The sequence below is a fragment of the Subtercola boreus genome (assembly GCF_006716115.1).
Taxonomy (GTDB): Bacteria; Actinomycetota; Actinomycetes; order Actinomycetales; family Microbacteriaceae; genus Subtercola; species Subtercola boreus.
In genome coordinates, this window is the sequence record NZ_VFOO01000001.1 from 1,673,334 (window position 1) to 1,696,472 (window position 23,139).

The 23,139-nt window shown below is 64.5% G+C and carries 16 protein-coding genes and 2 rRNA genes; all 18 read right to left on the reverse strand.

Translation table 11 applies throughout. The features are described 5' to 3' along the window. Positions 1 to 97: 97 nt before the first annotated feature. Positions 98 to 3,219 (reverse strand): 23S ribosomal RNA (locus FB464_RS07870). A gap of 467 nt (positions 3,220 to 3,686) precedes the next feature. Continuing rightward, a 16S ribosomal RNA gene (locus FB464_RS07875) occupies positions 3,687 to 5,212 on the reverse strand. The 16S and 23S rRNA genes sit together here, the layout of an rRNA operon. Before the next feature lie 488 nt (positions 5,213 to 5,700). Next, a complete protein-coding gene (tyrS, locus tag FB464_RS07880) occupies positions 5,701 to 7,008 on the reverse strand; it encodes a tyrosine--tRNA ligase (protein ID WP_116414353.1) in 1,308 nt (435 codons plus the stop codon). 81 nt (positions 7,009 to 7,089) lie between these two features. Further along, a complete protein-coding gene (locus FB464_RS07885; RefSeq protein WP_116414352.1) occupies positions 7,090 to 7,731 on the reverse strand; it encodes a DNA-3-methyladenine glycosylase in 642 nt (213 codons plus the stop codon). 50 nt (positions 7,732 to 7,781) lie between these two features. Continuing rightward, positions 7,782 to 8,012: a hypothetical protein gene (locus tag FB464_RS07890; RefSeq protein ID WP_116414351.1), complete on the reverse strand. Its 231-nt coding sequence runs from the start codon at positions 8,010 to 8,012 to the stop codon at positions 7,782 to 7,784. Beyond that, the gene (gene argH / locus FB464_RS07895; RefSeq protein ID WP_246092973.1) at positions 8,009 to 9,505 is read right to left on the reverse strand and encodes an argininosuccinate lyase; all 1,497 of its coding nucleotides are present in this window, start codon (positions 9,503 to 9,505) and stop codon (positions 8,009 to 8,011) included. Before argH ends, FB464_RS07890 begins: the two co-directional genes overlap by 4 nt. 4 nt (positions 9,506 to 9,509) lie before the next feature. After that, positions 9,510 to 10,724 (reverse strand): argininosuccinate synthase, encoded by a 1,215-nt coding sequence (locus tag FB464_RS07900; RefSeq protein ID WP_116414350.1) that lies wholly within the window; start codon positions 10,722 to 10,724, stop codon positions 9,510 to 9,512. 85 nt (positions 10,725 to 10,809) lie between these two features. Beyond that, positions 10,810 to 11,733 carry an ornithine carbamoyltransferase gene (argF, locus tag FB464_RS07905; protein WP_116414349.1) on the reverse strand — a complete coding sequence of 308 codons (924 nt, stop codon included), beginning with the start codon at positions 11,731 to 11,733 and terminating at the stop codon, positions 10,810 to 10,812. Beyond that, positions 11,730 to 13,061, reverse strand: a complete 1,332-nt coding sequence (locus FB464_RS07910; protein WP_116414348.1) for an acetylornithine transaminase — start codon at positions 13,059 to 13,061, stop codon at positions 11,730 to 11,732. Before FB464_RS07910 ends, argF begins: the two co-directional genes overlap by 4 nt. Next, positions 13,058 to 14,032 (reverse strand): acetylglutamate kinase, encoded by a 975-nt coding sequence (argB, locus tag FB464_RS07915; RefSeq protein ID WP_116414347.1) that lies wholly within the window; start codon positions 14,030 to 14,032, stop codon positions 13,058 to 13,060. Before argB ends, FB464_RS07910 begins: the two co-directional genes overlap by 4 nt. After that, entirely contained in the window at positions 14,032 to 15,189 is a 1,158-nt protein-coding gene (gene argJ, locus FB464_RS07920) for a bifunctional glutamate N-acetyltransferase/amino-acid acetyltransferase ArgJ (protein ID WP_116414346.1), read from the reverse strand. The genes argB and argJ overlap by 1 nt, the downstream gene beginning before the upstream one ends. A 58-nt stretch (positions 15,190 to 15,247) precedes the next feature. Continuing rightward, the gene (argC, locus tag FB464_RS07925; RefSeq protein ID WP_116414345.1) at positions 15,248 to 16,294 is read right to left on the reverse strand and encodes an N-acetyl-gamma-glutamyl-phosphate reductase; all 1,047 of its coding nucleotides are present in this window, start codon (positions 16,292 to 16,294) and stop codon (positions 15,248 to 15,250) included. A gap of 21 nt (positions 16,295 to 16,315) precedes the next feature. After that, positions 16,316 to 18,856, reverse strand: a complete 2,541-nt coding sequence (pheT, locus tag FB464_RS07930) for a phenylalanine--tRNA ligase subunit beta (protein ID WP_116414344.1) — start codon at positions 18,854 to 18,856, stop codon at positions 16,316 to 16,318. 2 nt (positions 18,857 to 18,858) lie between these two features. Continuing rightward, complete coding sequence (gene pheS / locus FB464_RS07935; protein WP_116414343.1) at positions 18,859 to 19,905, reverse strand: phenylalanine--tRNA ligase subunit alpha; 1,047 nt, start codon at positions 19,903 to 19,905, stop codon at positions 18,859 to 18,861. Positions 19,906 to 19,920: 15 nt separating this feature from the next. Next, positions 19,921 to 20,763, reverse strand: a complete 843-nt coding sequence (locus FB464_RS07940) for an amino acid ABC transporter permease (protein ID WP_116414342.1) — start codon at positions 20,761 to 20,763, stop codon at positions 19,921 to 19,923. Further along, the gene (locus FB464_RS07945) at positions 20,760 to 21,404 is read right to left on the reverse strand and encodes an amino acid ABC transporter permease (protein WP_116414341.1); all 645 of its coding nucleotides are present in this window, start codon (positions 21,402 to 21,404) and stop codon (positions 20,760 to 20,762) included. The genes FB464_RS07940 and FB464_RS07945 overlap by 4 nt, the downstream gene beginning before the upstream one ends. Before the next feature lie 30 nt (positions 21,405 to 21,434). After that, positions 21,435 to 22,343: a glutamate ABC transporter substrate-binding protein gene (locus tag FB464_RS07950; protein ID WP_116414340.1), complete on the reverse strand. Its 909-nt coding sequence runs from the start codon at positions 22,341 to 22,343 to the stop codon at positions 21,435 to 21,437. Positions 22,344 to 22,366: 23 nt separating this feature from the next. Beyond that, complete coding sequence (locus FB464_RS07955) at positions 22,367 to 23,116, reverse strand: amino acid ABC transporter ATP-binding protein (RefSeq protein ID WP_116414339.1); 750 nt, start codon at positions 23,114 to 23,116, stop codon at positions 22,367 to 22,369. Between the last annotated feature and the right edge of the window lie 23 nt (positions 23,117 to 23,139).

Sequence of the window (23,139 nt, forward strand, 5' to 3'; positions counted from 1 at the left end):
GTGTTGCCCCGACCGTATGTCGGGAACCACAGAGTGGACGCGATTGTCTTTGGTGCGCAGATCACTTTCAGCCACACCCGTTGCGGGGGTGGTGGTGTTTGTGAAGTTGTCGGCTTATTAGTACAGGTCAGCTCCACACCTCGTTAGTTGGTGCTTCCACATCCTGCCTATCAACCCAGTAGTCTCCTGGGAGCCTCTCACCACAAAGTGGTATGGAAATCTCATCTTGAAGCCGGCTTCCCGCTTAGATGCTTTCAGCGGTTATCCGTTCCGAACGTAGCTAATCAGCGGTGCACTTGGCAGTACAACTGACACACCAGAGGTTCGTCCATCCCGGTCCTCTCGTACTAGGGATAGCTCTCCTCAAATTTCCTGCGCGCGCAGAGGATAGGGACCGAACTGTCTCACGACGTTCTAAACCCAGCTCGCGTACCGCTTTAATGGGCGAACAGCCCAACCCTTGGGACCTACTCCAGCCCCAGGATGCGACGAGCCGACATCGAGGTGCCAAACCATGCCGTCGATATGGACTCTTGGGCAAGATCAGCCTGTTATCCCCGAGGTACCTTTTATCCGTTGAGCGACAGCGCTTCCACAAGCCACTGCCGGATCACTAGTCCCGACTTTCGTCCCTGCTCGACTTGTCAGTCTCACAGTCAAGCTCCCTTGTGCACTTACACTCGCCACCTGATTGCCAACCAGGTTGAGGGAACCTTTGGGCGCCTCCGTTACTCTTTAGGAGGCAACCGCCCCAGTTAAACTACCCACCATGCACTGTCCCAGAACCGGATTACGGTTCGTAGTTAGATATCCAGAGTGACCAGAGTGGTATTTCAACAATGACTCCACCAGCACTAGCGTGCCCGCTTCACAGTCTCCCACCTATCCTACACAAGCCACACCGAACACCAATACAAAGCTATAGTAAAGGTCACGGGGTCTTTCCGTCCTTCTGCGCGTAACGAGCATCTTTACTCGTAGTGCAATTTCGCCGAGTTCGCGGTTGAGACAGCTGGGAAGTCGTTACGCCATTCGTGCAGGTCGGAACTTACCCGACAAGGAATTTCGCTACCTTAGGATGGTTATAGTTACCACCGCCGTTTACTGGGGCTTAAATTCTGGGCTTCGCCTTGCGGCTAACTCTTCCTCTTAACCTTCCAGCACCGGGCAGGCGTCAGTCCGTATACATCGTCTTGCGACTTGGCACGGACCTGTGTTTTTAGTAAACAGTCGCTTCCCACTGGTCTCTGCGGCCCTGCACCGCTCCAGGAGTAAATCCCTTCACAGTTCGGGCCCCCCTTCTCCCGAAGTTACGGGGGCATTTTGCCGAGTTCCTTAACCACGATTCTCTCGATCTCCTTAGTATTCTCTACCTGATCACCTGAGTCGGTTTGGGGTACGGGCACATGGAACCTCGCGCCGATGCTTTTCTTGGCAGCAGACGATCACTGATTTCCCCACTGAAGGGTACCCATCGAGTCTCAGCCTTTAATGAGGGGCGGATTTGCCTACCCCTCGGCCTACATTCTTAGACCGGGACAACCATCGCCCGGCTCAGCTACGTTCCTGCGTCACACCTGTTAATACGCTAACCGCACCACCATAGGGTCACACGCTACGCCTGCACGCCTCACCCCGAAGGGATCGGTCTAACAGGTTTCAGATGTTTAGCATTAGTGGATTGGCTTGGACGGTTCTTCTGCGGTACGGGAATGTCAACCCGTTGTCCATCGACTACGCCTGTCGGCCTCGCCTTAGGTCCCGACTTACCCAGGGCGGATTAGCCTGGCCCTGGAAACCTTGATCTTTCGGAGGACGGGTTTCTCACCCGTCTTTCGCTACTCATGCCTGCATTCTCACTCGTGTGGCCTCCACGGCTGGTTTACACCGCCGCTTCGCTGGCCACACGACGCTCTCCTACCCATCCATACGGCTGGACCACAAAGGCCTGCCAAAAATATAAATGCCACAACTTCGGTGGCGTGCTTGAGCCCCGTTACATTGTCGGCGCGGAATCACTTGACCAGTGAGCTATTACGCACTCTTTCAAGGGTGGCTGCTTCTAAGCCAACCTCCTGGTTGTCTATGCAACTCCACATCCTTTCCCACTTAGCACGCGCTTAGGGACCTTAGATGGTGGTCTGGGTTGTTTCCCTCTCGACGATGAAGCTTATCCCCCACCGTCTCACTGCTGCGCTCTCACTTACCGGCATTCGGAGTTTGGCTAACGTCAGTAACCTTTTAGGGCCCATCGGCTATCCAGTAGCTCTACCTCCGGCAAGAAACACGCAACGCTGCACCTAAATGCATTTCGGAGAGAACCAGCTATCACGAAGTTTGATTGGCCTTTCACCCCTATCCACAGCTCATCCCCTCCATTTTCAACTGAAGTGGGTTCGGTCCTCCACGACGTCTTACCGTCGCTTCAACCTGGCCATGGATAGATCACTTCGCTTCGGGTCTAGAACCAGCGACTCATACGCTCTATTCGAACTCGCTTTCGCTACGCATTCCCCTCACGGGTTAAGCTCGCCACTGATCACTAACTCGCAGGCTCATTCTTCAAAAGGCACGCCGTCACACCAACAAAGGGCGCTCCGACGGCTTGTAAGCAAACGGTTTCAGGTACTATTTCACTCCCCTCCCGGGGTACTTTTCACCTTTCCCTCACGGTACTTGTTCACTATCGGTCATCTGGGAGTATTTAGGCTTATCAGGTGGTCCTGACAGATTCACGCGGGATTTCTCGGGCCCCGCGATACTTGGGATACTCTCCGAGCCATAACTACATTTCGACTACAGGGCTGGCACCTGCTACGGCTGGGCTTTCAATCCCATTCGTCTATATAGCGCTGTAACTCTCGCAGTACGGCAGTAACTGCTGGAAAGTCCCACAACCCCGAACATGCAACGCCTGCCGGCTATCACACATGAACGGTTTAGCCTGTTCCGGTTTCGCTCGCCACTACTCACGGAATCACTATTGTTTTCTCTTCCTGAGGGTACTGAGATGTTTCACTTCCCCTCGTTCCCTCTACCCGCCCTATATATTCAGGCGGGAGTCACCAGGTCACCCAAAGGGCCTGGCGGGGTTTCCCCATTCGGAGACCCTCGGATCACAGCTCTATTATCAGCTCCCCGAGGCTTATCGCAGATTTATACGTCCTTCTTCGGCTCCAGATGCCAAGGCATTCACCGTTTGCTCTTAAAAACTTCTCAAACAAAATTTGCACAACAAAGACCAATGTATGTCTGAAATAAATCAGACGAACATTGATTACCAGACAACAAAACCCCCACACCCCAAAAGGGTGCAAGTTCATTCGCGTCTGGAGATGCTCGCGTCCACTGTGTAGTTCTCAAAATACGGGCGGTACCCCAAACAATCCGAAACAAAGTCTCGAACCGAAATAAGGTCCAGAGTTCAACAGTCAACCCTCCCACCGTGAAACCACGACGAAAAGGCTGCCCGGTCCCTCAGGACCCAACAGCGTGCACAACACGGCCACTCGTTCCAACTGCGTTCCAAACCAGCCCCCGAAGGAACCCGTCGTACTAACAACCAGGCAAGCACTACGTGAATGTCAAATGTTCCACCCATGAGCGTCACCACCAGATAACTTCCGATGAAATGACTGTCACGGCGATTCCGCTGTATACAGACGGACCGTGAACGTGCTCCTTAGAAAGGAGGTGATCCAGCCGCACCTTCCGGTACGGCTACCTTGTTACGACTTAGTCCTAATCACCAATCCCACCTTAGACAGCTCCCTCCCGAAGGTTAGGCCACTGGCGTTGGGTGTTACCGACTTTCATGACTTGACGGGCGGTGTGTACAAGGCCCGGGAACGTATTCACCGCAGCGTTGCTGATCTGCGATTACTAGCGACTCCGACTTCATGAGGTCGAGTTGCAGACCTCAATCCGAACTGAGACCGGCTTTTTGGGATTCGCTCCACCTTACGGTATCGCAGCCCTTTGTACCGGCCATTGTAGCATGCGTGAAGCCCAAGACATAAGGGGCATGATGATTTGACGTCATCCCCACCTTCCTCCGAGTTGACCCCGGCAGTCTCCTATGAGTTCCCACCATAACGTGCTGGCAACATAGAACGAGGGTTGCGCTCGTTGCGGGACTTAACCCAACATCTCACGACACGAGCTGACGACAACCATGCACCACCTGTAAACGAGTGTCCAAAGAGTTGATCATTTCTGACCCGTTCTCGTTCATGTCAAGCCTTGGTAAGGTTCTTCGCGTTGCATCGAATTAATCCGCATGCTCCGCCGCTTGTGCGGGCCCCCGTCAATTCCTTTGAGTTTTAGCCTTGCGGCCGTACTCCCCAGGCGGGGAACTTAATGCGTTAGCTGCGACACAGAAACCGTGGAATGGTCCCTACATCTAGTTCCCAACGTTTACGGCATGGACTACCAGGGTATCTAATCCTGTTCGCTCCCCATGCTTTCGCTCCTCAGCGTCAGTTACGGCCCAGAGATCTGCCTTCGCCATCGGTGTTCCTCCTGATATCTGCGCATTCCACCGCTACACCAGGAATTCCAATCTCCCCTACCGCACTCTAGTCTGCCCGTACCCACTGCAGGCTGGAGGTTGAGCCTCCAGATTTCACAGCAGACGCGACAAACCGCCTACGAGCTCTTTACGCCCAATAATTCCGGACAACGCTTGCACCCTACGTATTACCGCGGCTGCTGGCACGTAGTTAGCCGGTGCTTTTTCTGCAAGTACCGTCAAACCGAAGTTCTTCTTCCTTACTAAAAGAGGTTTACAACCCGAAGGCCGTCATCCCTCACGCGGCGTTGCTGCATCAGGCTTTCGCCCATTGTGCAATATTCCCCACTGCTGCCTCCCGTAGGAGTCTGGGCCGTGTCTCAGTCCCAGTGTGGCCGGTCACCCTCTCAGGCCGGCTACCCGTCGTAGGCTTGGTGAGCCATTACCTCACCAACAACCTGATAGGCCGCGAGTCCATCCTTGACCAAAAAATCTTTCCACAACCAGAACAGGCGTTCAGTCGTCATATCCGGTATTAGACGTCGTTTCCAACGCTTATCCCAGAGTCAAGGGCAGGTTACTCACGTGTTACTCACCCGTTCGCCACTAATCCAAGATGCAAGCACCTCTTCATCGTTCGACTTGCATGTGTTAAGCACGCCGCCAGCGTTCGTCCTGAGCCAGGATCAAACTCTCCGTAAATGCTTACGCGCCAACCAACAAACGGGAATCGAATGCTAATTGACAAGTTTGATGCTGACAGAACAAATCATTACTGACTTGCTTGTCCGTGAACCCCTCCAAAGAGAAGCCCACTAATTTCATTTCCCAAAGGAACCCGGACCACCAAAAGTGGCCACGGGGATTTGGCATTTGACAATGTGCACGCTGTTGAGTTCTCAAAGATCGGACGCTCCGTTCCGGCGGTTCCATCTCGAAGATGGAGGCCCGAACAGGCAACTCGACTACTATATATCTACATCCGGCCAGCTGTGCCCAAACTCAAGAGTTGAACCGGACGAATCCGCTTCACTTCGAGGTTTTCACTGCTGGGGATGGCCCCGCTTGAGGCCGGTAAGCTCTTCCGCTTTCCGAACCTTTGGGGTGACAAGAAGAAACATTACGGGCACGTTTCGCATCTGGCAAATGGACTGCGCAGCCCGGGCGTGTCGCCCCGGAAACATGCGGATCTAGCCGATCAGCACGCCCGCTGCGGTCTTCTTGCCGCGGCGAAGAACCACGATGCCGCCGGCCAGTGCCAGGGATTCCACCGTTGCCGAGTCATCAGAGACCTTCGCGTTGTTCGCGTAGATCCCCCCCTGCGCCAGAGCCCGCCGCGCTTCCCCGACCGACGAGCAGAGCCCACTCTCAACCAGAGCCTGAAGAACGGGGGTTCCCCCGGGGAGGGTCACCGTGGTCAACTCCCCCAGCGCCTGACGGAGGGTCGCCTCGTCGAGATCGGCCAGGTCGCCCTGGCCGAAGAGCGCCGCCGCGGCCGCGACAGCGGCATCCCGTGCAGCCGGACCGTGCACCAGCGACGTGACCTCATTGGCGAGAGTGCGTTGAGCCTCCCGGCGGAAGGGCTCGTCCGCCACCGCGCCGGCGAGACGGTCGAGCTCCTCCCGGCTGAGGAACGTGAAGATCCTGAGGCGCTCGATCACGTCGGCATCGTCGGTGTTCAGCCAGAACTGGTAGAAGGCGTAGGGCGAGGTGAGCCGGTCATCCAACCAGACGGCATTGCCCTCGCTCTTCCCGAACTTTGTGCCGTCGGAGTTCGTGATGAGCGGTGTGCCGATCGCATGCACGGAGGTCTGCTCCGCGCGGCGGATCAGGTCGGTGCCGCTGGTGAGGTTGCCCCACTGGTCACTCCCCCCGGTCTGCAGCACACAGCCGTACGTGCGGTAGAGCTCGAGGTAGTCGAGCCCCTGCAGGATCTGGTAGCTGAACTCGGTGTAACTGATGCCTGCATCGGAGTTCAGTCGCGCACTCACCGCATCCTTCTTCAGCATCGTGCCGACGCGGAAGTACTTGCCGATGTCCCGGAGGAAGTCGATGGCGCTGAGCGGGGCTGTCCAGTCGAGGTTGTTCACCAGCCGGGCCGGGTTCTCCCCCTCGAAACTCAGGAACCGGGAGATCTGCGCCTGCAGGTACCCGACCCACTCGGCCACGGTGTCGCGAGCGGTGAGTGTGCGCTCAGCGGTCGGCCGCGGATCCCCGATCAGGCCGGTCGACCCGCCGACGAGAGCGAGCGGATTGTGCCCGGCGAGCTGGAGACGGCGCATCGTGAGCAACTGCACGAGATTGCCGAGGTGGAGGCTCGGTGCAGTGGGGTCGAATCCGCAGTAGAACGTGATCGGTTCGCCGGCGAGCAGGTCGCGCAGTTCCGTCTCATCCGTCGAGACGTGCACCAGGCCCCGCCATTTCAGTTCGTCCCACACGGAGTCGAAGGTCGGGTCGTTGGTCTGGGCGGACAGCGCCACGGGCACAGGTGAAGACACGCCCCCCAGAGTATCAGCGGGGGTGAGCGCACCAGCGGGGGTGAGCGCACCAGCGGGGGTGAGCGTACCAGCGGGGGGGCGTCAGCCGGCCTCGAACGCGGCGAGTTTCGGGTGGCGCCGGTAGGGCGAGACGGTCGGATCGCCGGGGACGAAGAAACGCCACGGGTACGCCGAAGTTCCGCCGGGGCCGCCGAGTCCGGTGCGCGGGCTCATCTCGGCGGGCGACGGATGTTCGGGCATCCGCAGCTCGTAAGGGTGCACGGTGAGGTCTGCTCCCCCGTCGGCGAGCGGGATGCCGAGAGCGACGACGAGCCGGGCGGGCCCGCGGGCGAGATCACGGCGGCTGACGGATGCTCCGCGGCGATGCTGCGCGAGGTCCAGGCCTTCGACGATCTCGCCCGCTCGCAGCAGCACCCCGCTGGCGGTTCCCTCCGGGGAGCAGACGATGTTCGAGCAGGTGTGCATGCCGTAGGTGAAGTACGTGTACAGGTGCAGGGGTTCGCCGAACATGACCTGGTTGGATTTCGTCCTGCCGCGGAACGAGTGCGACCCCGGGTCATCACCCACGCCGAGGTAGGCCTCGACCTCGGTGATCCGGAGCGAGACCCGACCCTCCGCGGTCGTGTGCGTGAAGATGCTGCCGAGCAGCAGGGGCGCCACCTCGACCGAGGGGCGGACGAAGAGCCCGCGATCGGCGGCAGCCAGGGGAGAACCGGGTGGCATGGCGATCGGGGTGCCGGGTTCGGTGCGTCGGCCGGGTGGAGTTGGTGCGCTCAGAACAGCGGAATGCCGAGCGAGACCGTCAGGATCAGGGCGGTGGCGACAATCGCCGCCGCGACCGCGACGATGATCCAGAAGACGAACGGCTTCAACGGTCTACGCCACCACGGCGTCTTGTACCGCGGGTCGTGGCGGATGTCCTGGTCGGGCTTCGCGGCCCTGTCTGGCTTCGCGGCCCTGCTGGGCTTCGCGGGCTTGCCGGCGGGGTCGTTGCTGAGCGTCACGGTGTTCCCTTGGGATGGTAGATCAGCGGTTCGGCCAGGCTGGCCTCGGGGGTGGCGTCGAGAGGATCCACCGTGATGGCATCGCGGAGGATGCGTACCCGTTCCGTGAGTTGGCCGAGCTGCTCGGCCACGCGAACCCCCGCCGTGCCGCCGGCCCCGGTGCGGCTCGCAATCGATCCTTCGACGGTGACGACGGTGCGGACATCCGGAGCCAGGTGTGGGGACACGGCGATGAGCTGCTCGTCGGTGGGCTCGTGCAGTTCGAGCCCGTTCGTCTCGCAGAACCGCACCAGGTCGCCGCTGATCTCGTGGGCATCGCGGAAGGCGACACCCTGCTTCACCAGCCACTCGGCGACATCCGTGGCGAGCGAGAAGCCCTGCGGGGCGAGATCAGCCAGCCTGCCGGTGTTGAAGGTGAGCGACGCGACCATGCCGGTGAAGGCCGGCAGCAACACCTCGAGCTGTTCGACGGTGTCGAACACCGGCTCCTTGTCTTCCTGCAGGTCGCGGTTGTAGGCGAGCGGCAGCCCCTTGAGGGTGGCGAGCAGGCCGGTGAGGTTGCCGATCAGCCGGCCCGACTTGCCCCGGGCGAGTTCGGCGATGTCGGGATTCTTCTTCTGCGGCATGATCGACGAGCCGGTGGAGTAGCTGTCGTGGAGCCTGACGAACCCGAACTCGCGGGTGGCCCAGACGATGATCTCCTCGGCGAACCGGGAGAGGTTGATGCCGATCAGGCTGGTGACGAAGGCGAACTCGGCGACCACGTCACGGCTCGCCGTTGCGTCGATCGAGTTCGGCATGGGGCCGCCGGCGAGGCCGAGCTCGCGGGCGACGAGCGCCGGGTCGAGCCCGAGCGAGCTGCCGGCGAGCGCACCCGCACCGTACGGCGACTCGGATGCCCGCACCGTCCAGTCGCGGAGGCGCTCGAGATCGCGCACCAACGGCCAGGCATGCGCGAGCAGGTGATGCGAGAGCAGAACGGGCTGCGCGTGCTGCAGGTGCGTGCGGCCCGGCATCGGTGCATCCGGGTGGGCCGACGCCTGCGAGGCGATCGCGTCGATGAGCTGGATGACGAGGCGGTCGATCGAGCGAGAATGGTCGAGCAGGTAGAGCCTGACGAGGGTGGCGATCTGGTCGTTCCGGCTGCGGCCGGCACGGAGCTTGCCGCCGAGCTCGGCACCGGCGAAGACGATCAGGCCGCGTTCGAGCGCGGAGTGCACGTCTTCGTCACCCTCTTCGGCCGTGAACTCCCCCGACTCGATGGCGCCCCGGAGCCGGTCGAAGGCAACCGACATCGCGTCGAGTTCAGCCGCGGTCAGGTACCCGGCTGCGGCGAGAGCCTTCGCGTGGGCCCTGGACCCGGCGATGTCGTAGGGCCAGAGCTGCCAGTCGAACTGCGTCGACTTGCTGAGTGCGAGGAGCTCGGGTGAGGGGCCGCTGGCGAAGCGGCCGCCCCAGAGGGCGCCCGCTTCACCTGCTCGATTCTCGGCCACAGGACTACGCTTCGATCGATCCGCCGGCAGCGTGGTCGCGGCGGGCCGAGATCTTCGACGGCAGGGACCAGATCTCGATGAACCCCTTCGCCTGCGACTGGTCGAACGTGTCGCCGGTGTCGTACGTGGCCAGGTCGAAGTCGTAGAGGCTCTGCTCGCTCTTCCGGCCGGTGACCGTGGCCTTGCCGGCGTGGAGCTCGAGGCGCACCTCGCCGGAGACGTAGCGCTGCGTGTCGTCAATGAAGACATCGAGCGAACGCTTGAGACCGGAGAACCAGAGTCCGTCGTAGACGAGCTCCGACCACTTCGACTCGACTCCGCGCTTGTAGCGGGCGAGGTCGCGCTCGATGGTGAGGTTCTCGAGCTCCTCGTGGGCGGCGATGAGGGTGAGCCCCGCCGGAGACTCGTAGACCTCACGGCTCTTGATGCCGACGAGACGGTCTTCGACGATGTCGATGCGGCCGATGCCCTGGTCGCCGGCGAGCCTGTTGAGCTGCACGACGGCCTCGAGCGGAGTGACGGGCTTGCCGTCGATGGCGGTCGGGATGCCCTCCGTGAACGTGATCGTCACCTCGGTCGCCTCGCGCGGGATGGCCGGATCCTGGCTGTAGGTGTAGAGGTCTTCGATCGGGGCGTTCCACGGGTCTTCGAGGAAGCCAGTCTCGACGGCGCGGCCCCAGACATTCTGGTCGATCGAGTACGGGCTCTTCTTCGACTGCACGATGGGCAGGTTGTGCTCTGCCGCGTAGACGATCGCCTTGTCGCGGGTGAGGGCGAAGTCGCGCACGGGAGCCAACGAGATGAGGTCCGGAGCGAGGGCCGCGACGGCTGCCTCGAAGCGCACCTGGTCGTTGCCCTTGCCCGTGCATCCGTGGGCCACGCTGTCGGCACCGAGCGCGATCGCGGTCGAAGCGAGGTGCTTGGCGATGAGCGGGCGGCTGAGTGCGCTGACGAGTGGGTAGCGCTTCTGGTAGAGCGCGTTCGCCTTCAGGGCCGGCATGAGGTAGTCGTTCGCGAACTCGTCGCGGGCGTCGATGACGACGGCCTCGACGGCGCCGCAGTCGAGTGCGCGCTGGCGGATGACCTCCATGTCCTCACCCTCCTGGCCGACATCGATCGCCAGGGCGACGACGTCTTTGCCGGTGGCGTCTTTCAGCCAACCGATGCCGACCGAGGTGTCGAGACCCCCCGAGTATGCGAGCACAACACGTTCCGCCACTTTTACTCCCTTATGGTGTTCTGAACTTCAAGCTTAGGGTGCGCGGGCCCGACGGCTCGCGCGGTTCCGGCTGTCTGCCGCGGCCCTACTGCTGGCGCAGCAGCCAGACGAGCAGGGCCTTCTGGGCGTGCAGGCGGTTCTCCGCCTCATCCCAGATGACGCTCTGCGGGCCATCGATCACGTCGGCGCTCACCTCGTAGCCGCGATCCGCCGGCAGGCAGTGCAGGAAGAGGGCGTCGCCCTTGGCGTGGGCCATCAGCGCGGCATCGACCTGGTAGCCGCCGAACGTCTTGACCCGTGCGGCCTTCTCGTCTTCCTTGCCCATCGAGACCCAGGTGTCGGTGACGACGATGTCGACGCCTGCCACGGCCTCGACCGGGTCGGTGAAGACGCTGGCGGAGCCGCCGGTGCGTGCGGCGATGGCCTGGGCATCCAGAACCACCTGCGCGTCGGGCGCGTACTCGGCGGGCGCGGCGATCCGCACGTGCATACCCGCCGTGGCACAGGCGAGCAGGTAGGACTGGCCCATGTTGCTCGCCCCGTCACCGAGGAAGGTGACGGTCAACCCGGCGAGCTCGCCGCGGTGCTCTCGGATGGTGAGCAGATCGGCGAGCAGCTGGCAGGGGTGGAACTCGTCGCTCAGCGCGTTGACGACCGGAACGGTCGTGCCGAGCGCCATCTCTTCGAGGCCGGTTTGCGCGTAGGTGCGCCAGACGATGGCCGCGACCTGGCGTTCAAGAACGCGCGCGGTGTCGGAGGCGGTCTCTTTGCCGCTCAGCTGGCTGTTCGCCGTGCTGATGATGAGCGGACTGCCGCCGAGATCGGCGATTCCGACCGCGAACGAGACGCGGGTGCGGGTCGACGACTTGTCGAAGATCACGGCGACCGTCTGGGGTCCCGCGAGCGGTTTCGCCTGGAACCGGTCGCGCTTCAGCTCCGCGGCGAGGTCGAGGATCTCGGCCTGCTCGGCGGGCGACAGGTCGTCATCACGGAGGAAGTGGCGGGTCATGAGGCGCTTTCTGCGTCGGGGGTGGTGGGCGCGGGGGCCGGGGCATCGGCGGTGGCCGGCGCATCGGCGGCGGCCGGAGCATCGGCGGCGGCCGCCGCATCGGGTGCGGCCGGCGCGGGAGCAGGAACGACAGGGTAGCCGACCGCAGCCAGCGCGGCCGTGAAGCGGGTGACGAACGCGTCGACCTCGAGGTCGCGGATGATCAGGGGCGGAGCCATCCGGATGCTCGACTCGTTCGCTGCGTTGATGATGAGTCCGGCATCCATCGCCGCTGCGGAGAGCTTCAGGGCGATCGGCTCGGTCAGGCCGAGACCGATGAGCAGCCCCTGCCCGCGGATCTCACCGATCAGCGGCGAGTTGAGAGCCGCGATACGGTCGCGCAGCTGGACGCCGCGGCGTTCGGCGTTGCCGACCAGGTCGCGCTCCTCGATCTCACCCAGCACCGCATTCGCTGCCGCCGTGGCGAGCGGGTTGCCCCCGAAGGTGCTGCCGTGCATCCCGCGCTGGAACAGGTCGGAGGCCCAGCCGAACGTCACGAGGGAACCGATCGGAACGCCGCCCGCCATGCCCTTCGCGATGGTGACGGCGTCGGGCAGGATGCCCGCATATTCGTAGTTGAACCAGCGGCCGGTGCGGCCGACACCGGTCTGGATCTCGTCGAGGATCAGCAGCACGCCGTGCTGTTCGGTCAGTGCGCGCGCCCGCGCCAGGTAGCCCTCGGGCAGGTTGATCACCCCGGCCTCGCCCTTGATCGGCTCGAGGAACAGGGCCGAGACCGTGTCGTCGATGCTCGCTTCGAGCGCTTCGATCGTGGAGTCGATGTGCACGACGCCGCTCGGCATCGGCTCGAACGGAGACTGCATATCGGGTTTGCCGGTGAGCGCCAGCGCACCCATCGTGCGCCCGTGGAAGGAGTTCTTGAGAGCGACGATCTTCGAGCGCCCGCCGGCCCTGTTCAGGCGGGCGAGCTTGAAGGCCGCCTCGTTCGCCTCCGCCCCGGAGTTGCAGAAGTAGACGCGGCCCGCGGGGCCCGCACCGGTGAGGCGCTTCAGGCGCTCGGCGAGCTCGAGCTGGGGGCGGGTGGAGAAGTAGTTCGAGACGTGCGCGAGAGTGCTCACCTGGCGGGTCAGCGCGTCGACGAGCACCGGATGCGCGTGGCCGAGCGAGTTGACCGCGATACCGGCGAGGAAGTCGAGGTACTCCTTCTCGTTCTCGTCCCAGACGAAGGCGCCGCGCCCGTGGGTGAGGAGGGCGAGCGGCTGGCCCATCGTTCGCATGAGGGACTCGTTGAAGTTGTCGACCCAGCTGGTGGTGGTTTCGATGCTCACTGGCTTCGGTTCTCCTCTTCTGGTTCTGTGGCGGCGCCATCAGTGGCGGCCCGGTCGGCTGCCGCGATCTCCGCGCGGGCGACCTCGGTGCCGATCCCGCTCTGGGTGAAGACCTCGAGCAGGATCGAGTGCGGGATGCGGCCGTCGATGATCGCCGCCTTCGCAACACCACCGTCGACCGCTTCGAGACACGCGGCCATCTTCGGGATCATGCCCGATTCGAGCGACGGCAGAAGCGCCCGGAGCTCCTCGGCCTCGATCACCGGCACCAGCGAATCGCGGTTCGGCCAGTCGGAGTACAGTCCTGCGACGTCGGTGAGGATGACGAGCTTCGCGGCGCCGAGGGCGACGGCCAGCGCGGCCGCAGCGGCATCGGCGTTGATGTTCAGCACCTGGCCTGGCTCGTTGCGGTCGGGCGCGATCGAGGAGATGACCGGGATGCGGCCGGCTGCGAGCTGCTCGAGCACCGTGCCGGGATTCACCCCGACCACGTCACCGACAAGCCCGAGGTCGACGAGTTCGCCGTCGACCTCGATGGTGCGTCTCTCACCCTCGAACAGGCCCGCGTCTTCGCCCGACATCGCGGAGGCCAGCGGGCCGTGCTCGTTGATGTGGCTCACGATGTCGCGACTGATCTGTCCGGTGAGCACCATCCGCACGACATCCATCGCCTCGGGGCTCGTCACCCGGTAACCGCCACGGAATTCGCTCTCGATACCGAGGCGGTCGAGCATCCGGGAGATCTGGGGGCCGCCGCCGTGCACGACGACAGGACGGATGCCCGCATACCGGAGGTACACGATGTCTTCGGCGAACGTGCGCTGCAGTTCTGGATCGACCATCGCGTTGCCGCCGAACTTGATCACCATGATCTGGCCGTGGAAGGTCTTCAGCCACGGCAGCGATTCGATCAGGGTGCCGGCCTTGATGGCGGCGAGGTCGTGGTCTTCGGCCAGGGTCATGTCTGCCATCAGCTCGCGTACGCGCTGTTCTCGTGCACGTAGTCGTGCGTGAGGTCGTTGGTGTAGATCGACGCCGTCTCAGCCCCGACGTGCAGGTCGATGAGCACACTGACGGCGCGCGGTGCGAGGTCGATGAGGTCACGGTCTTCGAACGGCTCGCCCGCCCGGCAGATCTTGACGCCGTTGATGGTCACATCGATGTTGTACGGGTCGAACTCGGCATCCGTGGTGCCGACGGCAGCGAGCACCCGGCCCCAGTTCGGGTCGTTCCCAAAGATCGCCGCCTTGAACAGGTTGCTGCGGGAGACGGCGCGCGAGACGGTCACCGCTTCGTCTTCGCTGGCGGCGTTCGTCGTGGTGATGGTGATGTCGTGGCTGGCACCTTCGGCGTCGCCCTGGAGCAGCAACGCGAGATCGTGGCAGACGGCCGTCAGGCCTGCGGTGAAGTCGGCCAGATCGGGGACGGTTCCGGATGCTCCGCTGGCCAGCAGCGTCACGGTGTCGTTCGTCGACATGCAGCCATCGGAGTCGACCCTGTCGAAAGTCACCCGGGTCGCGGCGCGGAGGGCGCTGTCGAGGGACTCGGCCGGCAGGTCGGCGTCGGTGGTGATGACCACGAGCATGGTGGCGAGCCCGGGGGCGAGCATCCCGGCTCCCTTCGCCATGCCACCGATCGAATAGCCGGCGCCTTCGAAGACCGCCTCCTTCGACCGGGTGTCGGTGGTCATGATGGCGAGTGCGGCGTCGGTTCCGCCGTCGGAGGAGAGCGCCTCGGCCACGACCGGCACTCCCCCGACCACCCTGTCGCGGAACAGCTGGTCGCCGGTGCCGATGAGCCCCGTGGAACACACGACCACGTCGCCGGCCGACACCGAGAGCGCCTCGGCGACAGCCTCCGCCGTGGCGTGCGTGGTCTGGAACCCGAATGCCCCCGTGTAGCAGTTCGCACCGCCCGAGTTCAGGATGACCGCGGCCACGCGCCCGTCTTCGATGACCTTCTCGCTCCAGAGCACCGGGTTCGCCTTGCACCGGTTCGACGTGAAGACCGCCGCCGCGGCGTTGCTCGGACCGCGGTTGACGACGAGGGCGAGGTCGAGGCCGCCGGAGGACTTCAGACCCCGTGCGACTCCGGCCGCTTCGAATCCGGCGGGTGCGGTGACGCTCACGAGTGTGCTCCTGGGTTTTCGGGAAGGTCGAACGAAAGGATGGTGGCGGGGCCGAGGCTCACGGAGCGACCCCGTCGATCGGCAGGCCGAGCGTCTCCGGCAGGCCGAGCGCGATGTTCGCGGACTGGATGGCCGCCCCCGCCGTGCCCTTCACGAGATTGTCGATCGCGGTGACGGTGACCACCCGGTCGGCCGCCTCGTCGACGGCGACCCCGATCAGGGCGGTGTTGGCGCCGAGGACGTCGGAGAGGGAGGGAAGCTGGCCCTCCGGCAGCACGTGCACGAACGGTTCGTCGGCGTAGGCGTTCACCCAGGCCGACCGCACGTCATGCGCGCTGATTCCGGCGGCCAGCCGCGCCGTCGACGTGGCGAGGATGCCGCGGGCACTCGGGATGAGCACCGGCGTGAACGAGACGCTGACCCTCGCGCCCGCGGAGAGACTGAGGTTCTGCACGATCTCCGGGTTGTGACGGTGGGCGCCCGCGATGCCGTAGGCGCTGGCGGAACCCAGCACCTCGCTCGCCAGAAGGTTGGTGCGGAGGCTCTTGCCTGCGCCCGACGGGCCGACAGCGAGCACCGCGACGAGGTCGACCGGCTGGATGACCCCGGCCCGGAGCCCGGGAGCCAGGGCGAGGCTGATCGCGGTGACGTTGCACCCGGGAACCGCGATGCGCTTCACGCCGGGGAGATTCGAGCGCTGCTGCCGGTGGTCGCCGATCAGCAGTTCGGGCAGGCCGTAGGGCCAGGCCCCGTAGAACTCGCCGCCGTAGAACTTCGCCCAGTCGGCCTCGTCGGTCAGCCGGTGGTCGGCACCGCAGTCGACGACAAGGGTGTTCTCGTCAAGCGTCTCGGTGATCGCACCCGACTTGCCGTGCGGCAGGGCGAGGAAGACGATGTCGTGACCGTCCAGGGCCTCCGTCGTGGTGGGGCTGAGCACCATTCCGGCGTAGGAACGCAGGTGCGGATGCACCGCGAGCAGGGGCTGGCCCGCGTTGTTGTTCGCCGTGACGGTTCGCACCTCGAACTCCGGGTGACCCGCCAGCAGGCGCAGCAGTTCGCCGCCCGCATACCCGCTCGCTCCTGCTACCGCCACCGAAAAAGACATACGTCAAATGTAGTCCCCCCGTCACTCGCGGACGGTCGCCCCGAACCGGCGCGAGGCCTCGGCCGCGCCCGCGATCCGCGCTTCACTGGCCTCGGCGGCCGTGAGCGTGCGATCGTTCGCCCGGAACCGCAGCGCGAACGTCAGCGACTTCGAGCCCTCCTCGATCCCGCTTCCGCGATAGTCGTCGACGAGGTGGATGCTCTCCAGCAGTTCCCCGGCCCCGGCCGTCAGAGCGTCGAGCACGTCGCCTGCGGCCACGGAGTCGGCCACGACCAACGACACGTCCTGCGTCGCGGCCGGATACCCGGCCAGCGGGGACGCCTGCACGCTCCGCGCGGCAAGATCCATGAGCACGGAGAGGTCGAGCTCCGCCACCGCGACCACCCGCGGGAGATCGAGCTCCAGAGCGAGCGCCGGCAGCAGTTCGCCGACGTACCCGACGCTCACGGCATCGGTGCCTGCGCCGACCGGCACCAGCACCTCCGCCGTGCGGCCCGGGTGCAGCGCCTTGTGCGAGCCCTGGCGCACCGTGATCGGCACGTCGAGCGCTGACGCGAGCAGTCTCACCGTGTCCAGTGCATCCGCGACGCCGAACGGCACCGCCGGTTGCCCGGGCTGCTTCTGCACCGCACTGCCGAGGAACAGCAGCCCGACATGCCAGGGCTGCGGCGGGATGCTCGCGTCGAGGGCATCCAGAACCTCCGCGGACGGCAGTGACGCACCGAGCGGCACCTCGACGACACCGTAGTCGGCGCCGGCAACGGGCTGGAAGACCGCGCCGATCTCGTAGACCGACAGGTCGGTGAGACCGCGAGAGAGGTTCCGCCGGGCGATGTCGATGAGCCCGGGAAGAAGGGTGGTGCGAAGCAGCGGAACCTCGGCGTCGAGCGGATTCGCCAGCTTGACGGCCGGCGCGACAGTGTCGTCCGCCGAGCCGAACGTGCGGTTGGACGCCTCGGAGAGGAACGGATATGCCAACACCTCCGTCGACCCGCTCGCCGCGAGCGTCTCCGCGGCGAGTCGACGCAACTGCTGCTCGCGGGTGAGGCCACGGCCGGGCGGGGCCGTCGGAAGAACCGAGGGGATGCGCGAATAGCCGACGATGCGCGCGACCTCCTCCGCCAGGGTCGACTTGTGGGTGAGGTCGGGTCGCCAGGACGGCGGCGAGACCAGCAGCCCGTCGTGCGCGTACTCGAGCGTCGCGCCGATCTCGATCAGCGACGAGGTGATCTCGTCGTCGGTGTAGTCCACGCCGACGAGCCCGGAGATGTAGCGGTCGGGCAGGAAGATCGGGGCGAGCTGGTCGTGAGCGTGATACCCGGATCCGGTGCCGTCCGCTCGCGCACCGCCGAGCTCCTCGAGCAGCTGTACTGCACGCGCGGCGGCCGCGACAGCGACCTCGGGATCGACCCCGCGCTCGAAGCGCTTCGACGCCTCACTGGGCAGCTTGTGCCGCCGGGCCGTGCGCGCAACGGTCACCGGGTCGAAGTTCGCGGCTTCGATCAGCACGGCGGATGTCGCGTCGGAGATCTCTGTCGAGAAGCCGCCCATCACGCCGGCGAGCCCGATTGCCCCGCTGTCGTCGGCGATCACGAGGTCTTCGGGATCGAGCGTGCGGACCTGGCCGTCGAGGGTCTTCAGCGTCTCACCGGCCGCAGCCCGGCGCACGACGATCCCGCCGCGCAGCAGGTCGAAGTCGTAGCCGTGCAGGGGCTGTCCGAGCTCGAGCATGACGTAGTTCGTGATGTCGACGACGAGGGAGATCGAGCGGATGCCCGCGAGCTTCAGGCGCGCGATCATCCACGCCGGCGTCGGAGCGGCCGGGTCGATGCCCCTGACCACGCGCGTGACGAAGACGGTCGCGCCGACCCGGCCGCGGATCGGCGCATCGTCGGAGATCGCGACGCTGACGCCGTCGGCCGGTTCGCTGGCGGGCAGCACCGCCGCGGGATCGCGGAAGGCGGCTCCCGTGGCGTGGGCGTACTCGCGGGCGATACCGCGGATCGAGAAGGCGTAGCCGCGATCCGGTGTCACGTTCACCTCGACGGCGGCGTCGGTCAGGCCGAGCAGTTCGAGAGCGTCTGTGCCGACGGCCGGGTCGAGCCCGAGGCTGCTGAGGCGCAGAATCCCGTCGTGCTCGTCACCGAGCCCGAGTTCACGCGTCGACGCGATCATGCCGTCGGAGACGTGACCGTACGTCTTGCGGGCCGCGATCGCGAAGTTGCCGGGCAGCACGGCACCGGGCAGGGTCACGACGACCTTGTCGCCGGGGAAGAAGTTGCCGGCGCCGCAGACGATGCCGCGAACATCCGCTCCCCCGTCGGCGGCAACCTGGCCGGGCGGTGCGACACGCACGGAACACCAGCGGATCGTCTTGCCGTTCGTCTGGGGTTCCTCGCTGAATTCGAGCACCTCGCCGACGACCACCGGGCCGTCGATGTCGAACTGGTGGGAGCCCTCCTCCTCGAGGCCGACGCTCACCAGGGCGGCGTGCACCTCGTCGATGGTGGTGCCGGCGGGCAGGTCGACGTACTCGGCGAGCCAACTCAAAGGAATACGCATGACTAGACCACCATTCCGAACTGCTGGCTGAACCGCACGTCGCCTTCGACCATGTCGCGCATGTCATTGAGGTTGTTGCGGAACTGCAGGGTGCGCTCGATTCCGATACCGAAGGCGAACCCCGAGTAGACATCCGGATCGATTCCCGCGGAGAGAAGCACGTTCGGGTTGACCATGCCGCAGCCGCCCCACTCGACCCAGCGCGCACCGCCCTTGGCGTTCGGCTGCCAGACGTCCATCTCGGCGCTCGGCTCGGTGAAGGGGAAGTAGTTGGGGCGGAGGCGGATCTTCGCCTCGTCGCCGAACATCTTGCGCGCGAAGAACTCGAGGGTGCCCCGCAGGTGCGCCATGGTCAGCCCCTTGTCGACGGCGATGCCCTCGACCTGGCTGAAGACGGGCGTGTGCGTCGCGTCGAGTTCGTCGGTGCGGTACGTGCGGCCCGGCGCGATGACATAGACCGGCAGCTCGCGGCTGAGCAGCGACCGGATCTGCACCGGCGACGTGTGCGTGCGGAGCAGCAGGTGCGATGAGACAGGGTCGACGAAGAACGTGTCCTGCATGGCGCGGGCCGGATGATCGGGATCGAAGTTCAGCGCGTCGAAATTGAACCACTCGTTCTCGAGCTCGGGCCCCTCGGCGATCTCCCAGCCCATCCCGACGAAGATGTCGCCGATCTTCTCCTGCAGGAGCGAGAGCGGATGGCGGGCACCGAGGTGCTTCCTGACCGGCAGGGCCGTCACGTCGAGCGCCTCTGCCGCGAGTTGCGCCTCGTTCTCGAGGGCCACGACGTCGGACTCCTTCGCGGCGAGTGCCTGGTTGACCCGCGCGCGAGCCTGCCCGACGAGCTTTCCCGCCGAGGCCTTCTGGTCGTTCGGCAGGCTGCGGAGCTGGCCGTTCAGGCGGGCGAGCAGTGATGACTCCCCCGCGTGCGCGGAGCGGGCCGCCTTGAATGTGGCGGTGTCGCTCACCGCCTGGATTGCTGCAAGCGCAGCCTCGACGGCCGCGGCCACGGACTCTTCGGAGAGGACAGGAACTTCGGGATCAGACACGGGACACAAGTTTAGCTAGGTCAGCGTCGTGCTCATCGATCCATCGGGCATGGCGACTGCTGTGCGGACCGTGCCACCCCGGCGTTTCGCCAACTGCCGCGCGATCGTCGAGATCGTGAGGTTGATCGCCAGGTACATGCCGAGCATCACCAGGAAGATCGAGAAGAAGTACTGCTGGCGGCCGACGAACTCGGCGAGCAGCTCTCCTTCACGGATGAGCGCGACCTGCCCGACGATGTACCCGAGGGCTGTGTCCTTCAGCAGGACCACGATCTGCGCCACGATGATCGGCAGCATGTTGCGGAACGCCTGAGGGAATTCGATCTGGAGCCGAGCCTGCAATGGCCGCAGACCGATCGCCAGGCCGGCTTCGCGCTGGCCCTTCGGCAGCGCGACGACACCCGACCGCAGCGCCTCGCCGATGATCGCGCCGTTGTAGACCGCGAGCGCACTGACCACGGCCCAGAACGGGCTGATGCCCGGGAACGCCAGCAGGATGAAGAGCATCATCAGCAGCACGGGCATGCCGCGGAAGAACTCGAGCACGATCGTCGTCGGGATACGGATGGCGCGGTGCGACGACATCCGGAGCAGAGCGAAGACCATACCGAGCAGCAGGGCGAGCACGGTCGCGACAAGTGCTGACTGCAGCACGACGACGAGACCGCGGAGCAGGGCCGCCCAGACCAATGGGTCGTTGAAGATGTCCCAGCGGGTGGGATCCCACATCCCCTTCTGCCAGAGCGTCAGGCCGGTGTAGACGACGACCGCGACGACGACGAGACCGGTGATCCACGAGATCACCCTCGCCCGCACCTTCGCCTTCGGGCCGGGCACGTCGTAGAGAACACTGGTCATCGCTTGATCACCACCCGTCGCTCGAGGAAGTCGGCCAGCTGGCCGAGGGGAATCGTGATGAGCAGGTAGAAGGCGGCCACACCGACGAGCACGAGGATGACCTGGTCACCGTTCTCGTTCACCAGCCGGCGGCCCGAGTTGAAGAGTTCGAAGATGAAGAAACCGCCCGCGATCGAGGTGTTCTTGGTCAGTGCGATCATGACGTTGATGATCGGCGGAACCACGCTCCGAACGGCCTGCGGCAGAACGACGAGAGTCACCGTCTGCCCGAAGGTCATTCCGATGCTGCGGGCCGCCTCCGCCTGGCCCACCGGCACCCCGTTGATGCCCGAACGGATCGCCTCGGCGAAGAACGGTGCGGTATAGAGGGTCAGCGCGAGCACGGCCGAGAACATGAACGGCAGGATGACGCCGAGGATCGGCAGCACGACGAAGCAGAAGATGAAGACGAGAACCAGGGGCGTGTTGCGGAGGATCTCGGTGTAGACGGTCGCCGTTGCGCGGAGGCTCCCGATCGGCGAGATGCGCATCGCCGCTATCACAGCACCGAGCGGCAGAGCGAACAGCGTCGTGAGCAGCAGCAGCGCGAGAGTCTGGAGGAAGGCCTCGAGGTACAGCGGCAGATTGTCGAAGATGACCACGGGGCCTCCCTTCAGGGTTAGGAGGTCAGATCAGTACTGGTCGATGGTGGGCGGCGTCGGCACCGGGAGCACCTTGCCCGCCGTCTGCTCGAACAACCGTGCCCACGTGCCGTCGTCGAAGGCAGCCTGCAGGGTCTCGTTGACGAACGTGCGCATGGCCGTGTCGTCCTTGGTGAGGCCGATGCCGTAGGGCTCCTGGGTGAACGTGTCCCCGACCAGCTTGAAGACGCCCGGGTTCGAGTCGACGAAGCCCGACAGGATGACGTTGTCGGTGGTCATCGCGACGACCTGGCCGTTCTTCAACGGGTCGAGGCACTTGCTGTAGACGTCGGTCGGCTGCAGCACCGCTCCGTACTTCTCGACGATGTTCGACGCCGGGGTGGATCCCTCGACAGAACAGACCGCCTTGCCTGCGAGGTCTTCGGGCTTCGTGATCTCGGAGTTGCCCTCGAGCACGAGGATGCTCTGGCCTGCCACGAAGTAGGGGCCGGCGAAGTCGACGACCTGCTTGCGCTTGTCGTTGATCGTGTACGTGGCGATGACCGCGTCGACCTGCCCGCTCTGCAGGAACGGTTCGCGGTTGGCCGAGACCGTCTCGGTCCACTCGATCTTGTCGAACGGGATGCCGAGCTTGGCCGCCACGAGCGACCCGATGGCGGCATCGAAGCCGACGGGCTTGCCGTCGAGACCGCGGAGGCCGAACAGCGGCTGGTCGAACTTGGTGCCGATCTTCATGGTGCCGGCCTCGGCCAGTTTCGCCATAGTGGTTCCGGCCTCGAACGACGGGCTCTCGGCGACCTGGAGGTCGTAGGGCCCGGCACCGGCGGCCGAAGTGGAGGTGCTGCCGCCGCTGGTGGCACTGCCGGGGGCGCCGCAGGCGGTGAGGGCGACGGCGACGGCGGCTGCGGCCGTGCCGATCAGGATCTTTCGGAGTTTCATGGGTCTTCTTTCCTCTTCTGTGGTTAGTGGGTCAGGATCTTGGAGAGGAAATCTTTGGCACGATCGCTCTTGGGGTGGTCGAAGAACTCCGCCGGGGTGGTGTCTTCGACGATGCGGCCGTCTGCCATGAACACGACGCGGTCGGCGGCCTTCCGGGCGAAACCCATCTCGTGGGTCACGACGATCATCGTCATGCCCTCTTTGGCGAGGCCGACCATCACGTCGAGCACCTCGTTGATCATCTCCGGGTCGAGCGCCGAGGTGGGCTCGTCGAACAGCATCACTGTCGGCTGCATCGCGAGGGCTCGGGCGATGGCCACGCGTTGCTGCTGGCCGCCCGAGAGCTGGGCCGGCATCTTCTTGGCCTGGTTCGCGACCCCGACGCGTTCGAGCAACTCCATGGCCCGGGCATCCGCTTCGGCCCTGGACTTCTTCGACACCTTGATCGGACCGAGCGTCACGTTCTGCAGGATCGTCTTGTGGGCGAAGAGGTTGAAGGACTGGAAGACCATGCCGACGTTGGCCCGCAGCTTCGCGAGGGCGGCGCCTTCGCTCGGCAGCGCCTGCCCGTCGATCGAGATCGTGCCGTCGTCGATCGTCTCGAGCCTGTTGATCGCACGGCAGAGGGTCGATTTACCCGATCCACTCGGCCCGATCACCACGACGACCTCACCTTTGGCGATCGTCAGGGTGATGTCGTTCAGAACGTGCAGATCGCCATAGTGCTTGTTGACGTGGTCGAGAACGACGAGGGGTGTGCCGGGTGCGTCCATGGCCCCCACACAACCACACCCGC

Excerpts from the sequence above, each read along its gene's own strand:
- FB464_RS07885 (WP_116414352.1), bottom strand. The coding sequence starts at position 7,731 with ATGCCACCCGGTTCTCCCCTGGCTGCCGCCGATCGCGGGCTCTTCGTC.
- argF (WP_116414349.1), bottom strand. The coding sequence starts at position 11,733 with ATGACCCGCCACTTCCTCCGTGATGACGACCTGTCGCCCGCCGAGCAG.
- argB (WP_116414347.1), bottom strand. The coding sequence starts at position 14,032 with ATGGCAGACATGACCCTGGCCGAAGACCACGACCTCGCCGCCATCAAG.
- argC (WP_116414345.1), bottom strand. The coding sequence starts at position 16,294 with ATGTCTTTTTCGGTGGCGGTAGCAGGAGCGAGCGGGTATGCGGGCGGC.
- pheT (WP_116414344.1), bottom strand. The coding sequence starts at position 18,856 with ATGCGTATTCCTTTGAGTTGGCTCGCCGAGTACGTCGACCTGCCCGCC.
- FB464_RS07940 (WP_116414342.1), bottom strand. The coding sequence starts at position 20,763 with ATGACCAGTGTTCTCTACGACGTGCCCGGCCCGAAGGCGAAGGTGCGG.
- FB464_RS07950 (WP_116414340.1), bottom strand. The coding sequence starts at position 22,343 with ATGAAACTCCGAAAGATCCTGATCGGCACGGCCGCAGCCGCCGTCGCC.
- FB464_RS07955 (WP_116414339.1), bottom strand. The coding sequence starts at position 23,116 with ATGGACGCACCCGGCACACCCCTCGTCGTTCTCGACCACGTCAACAAG.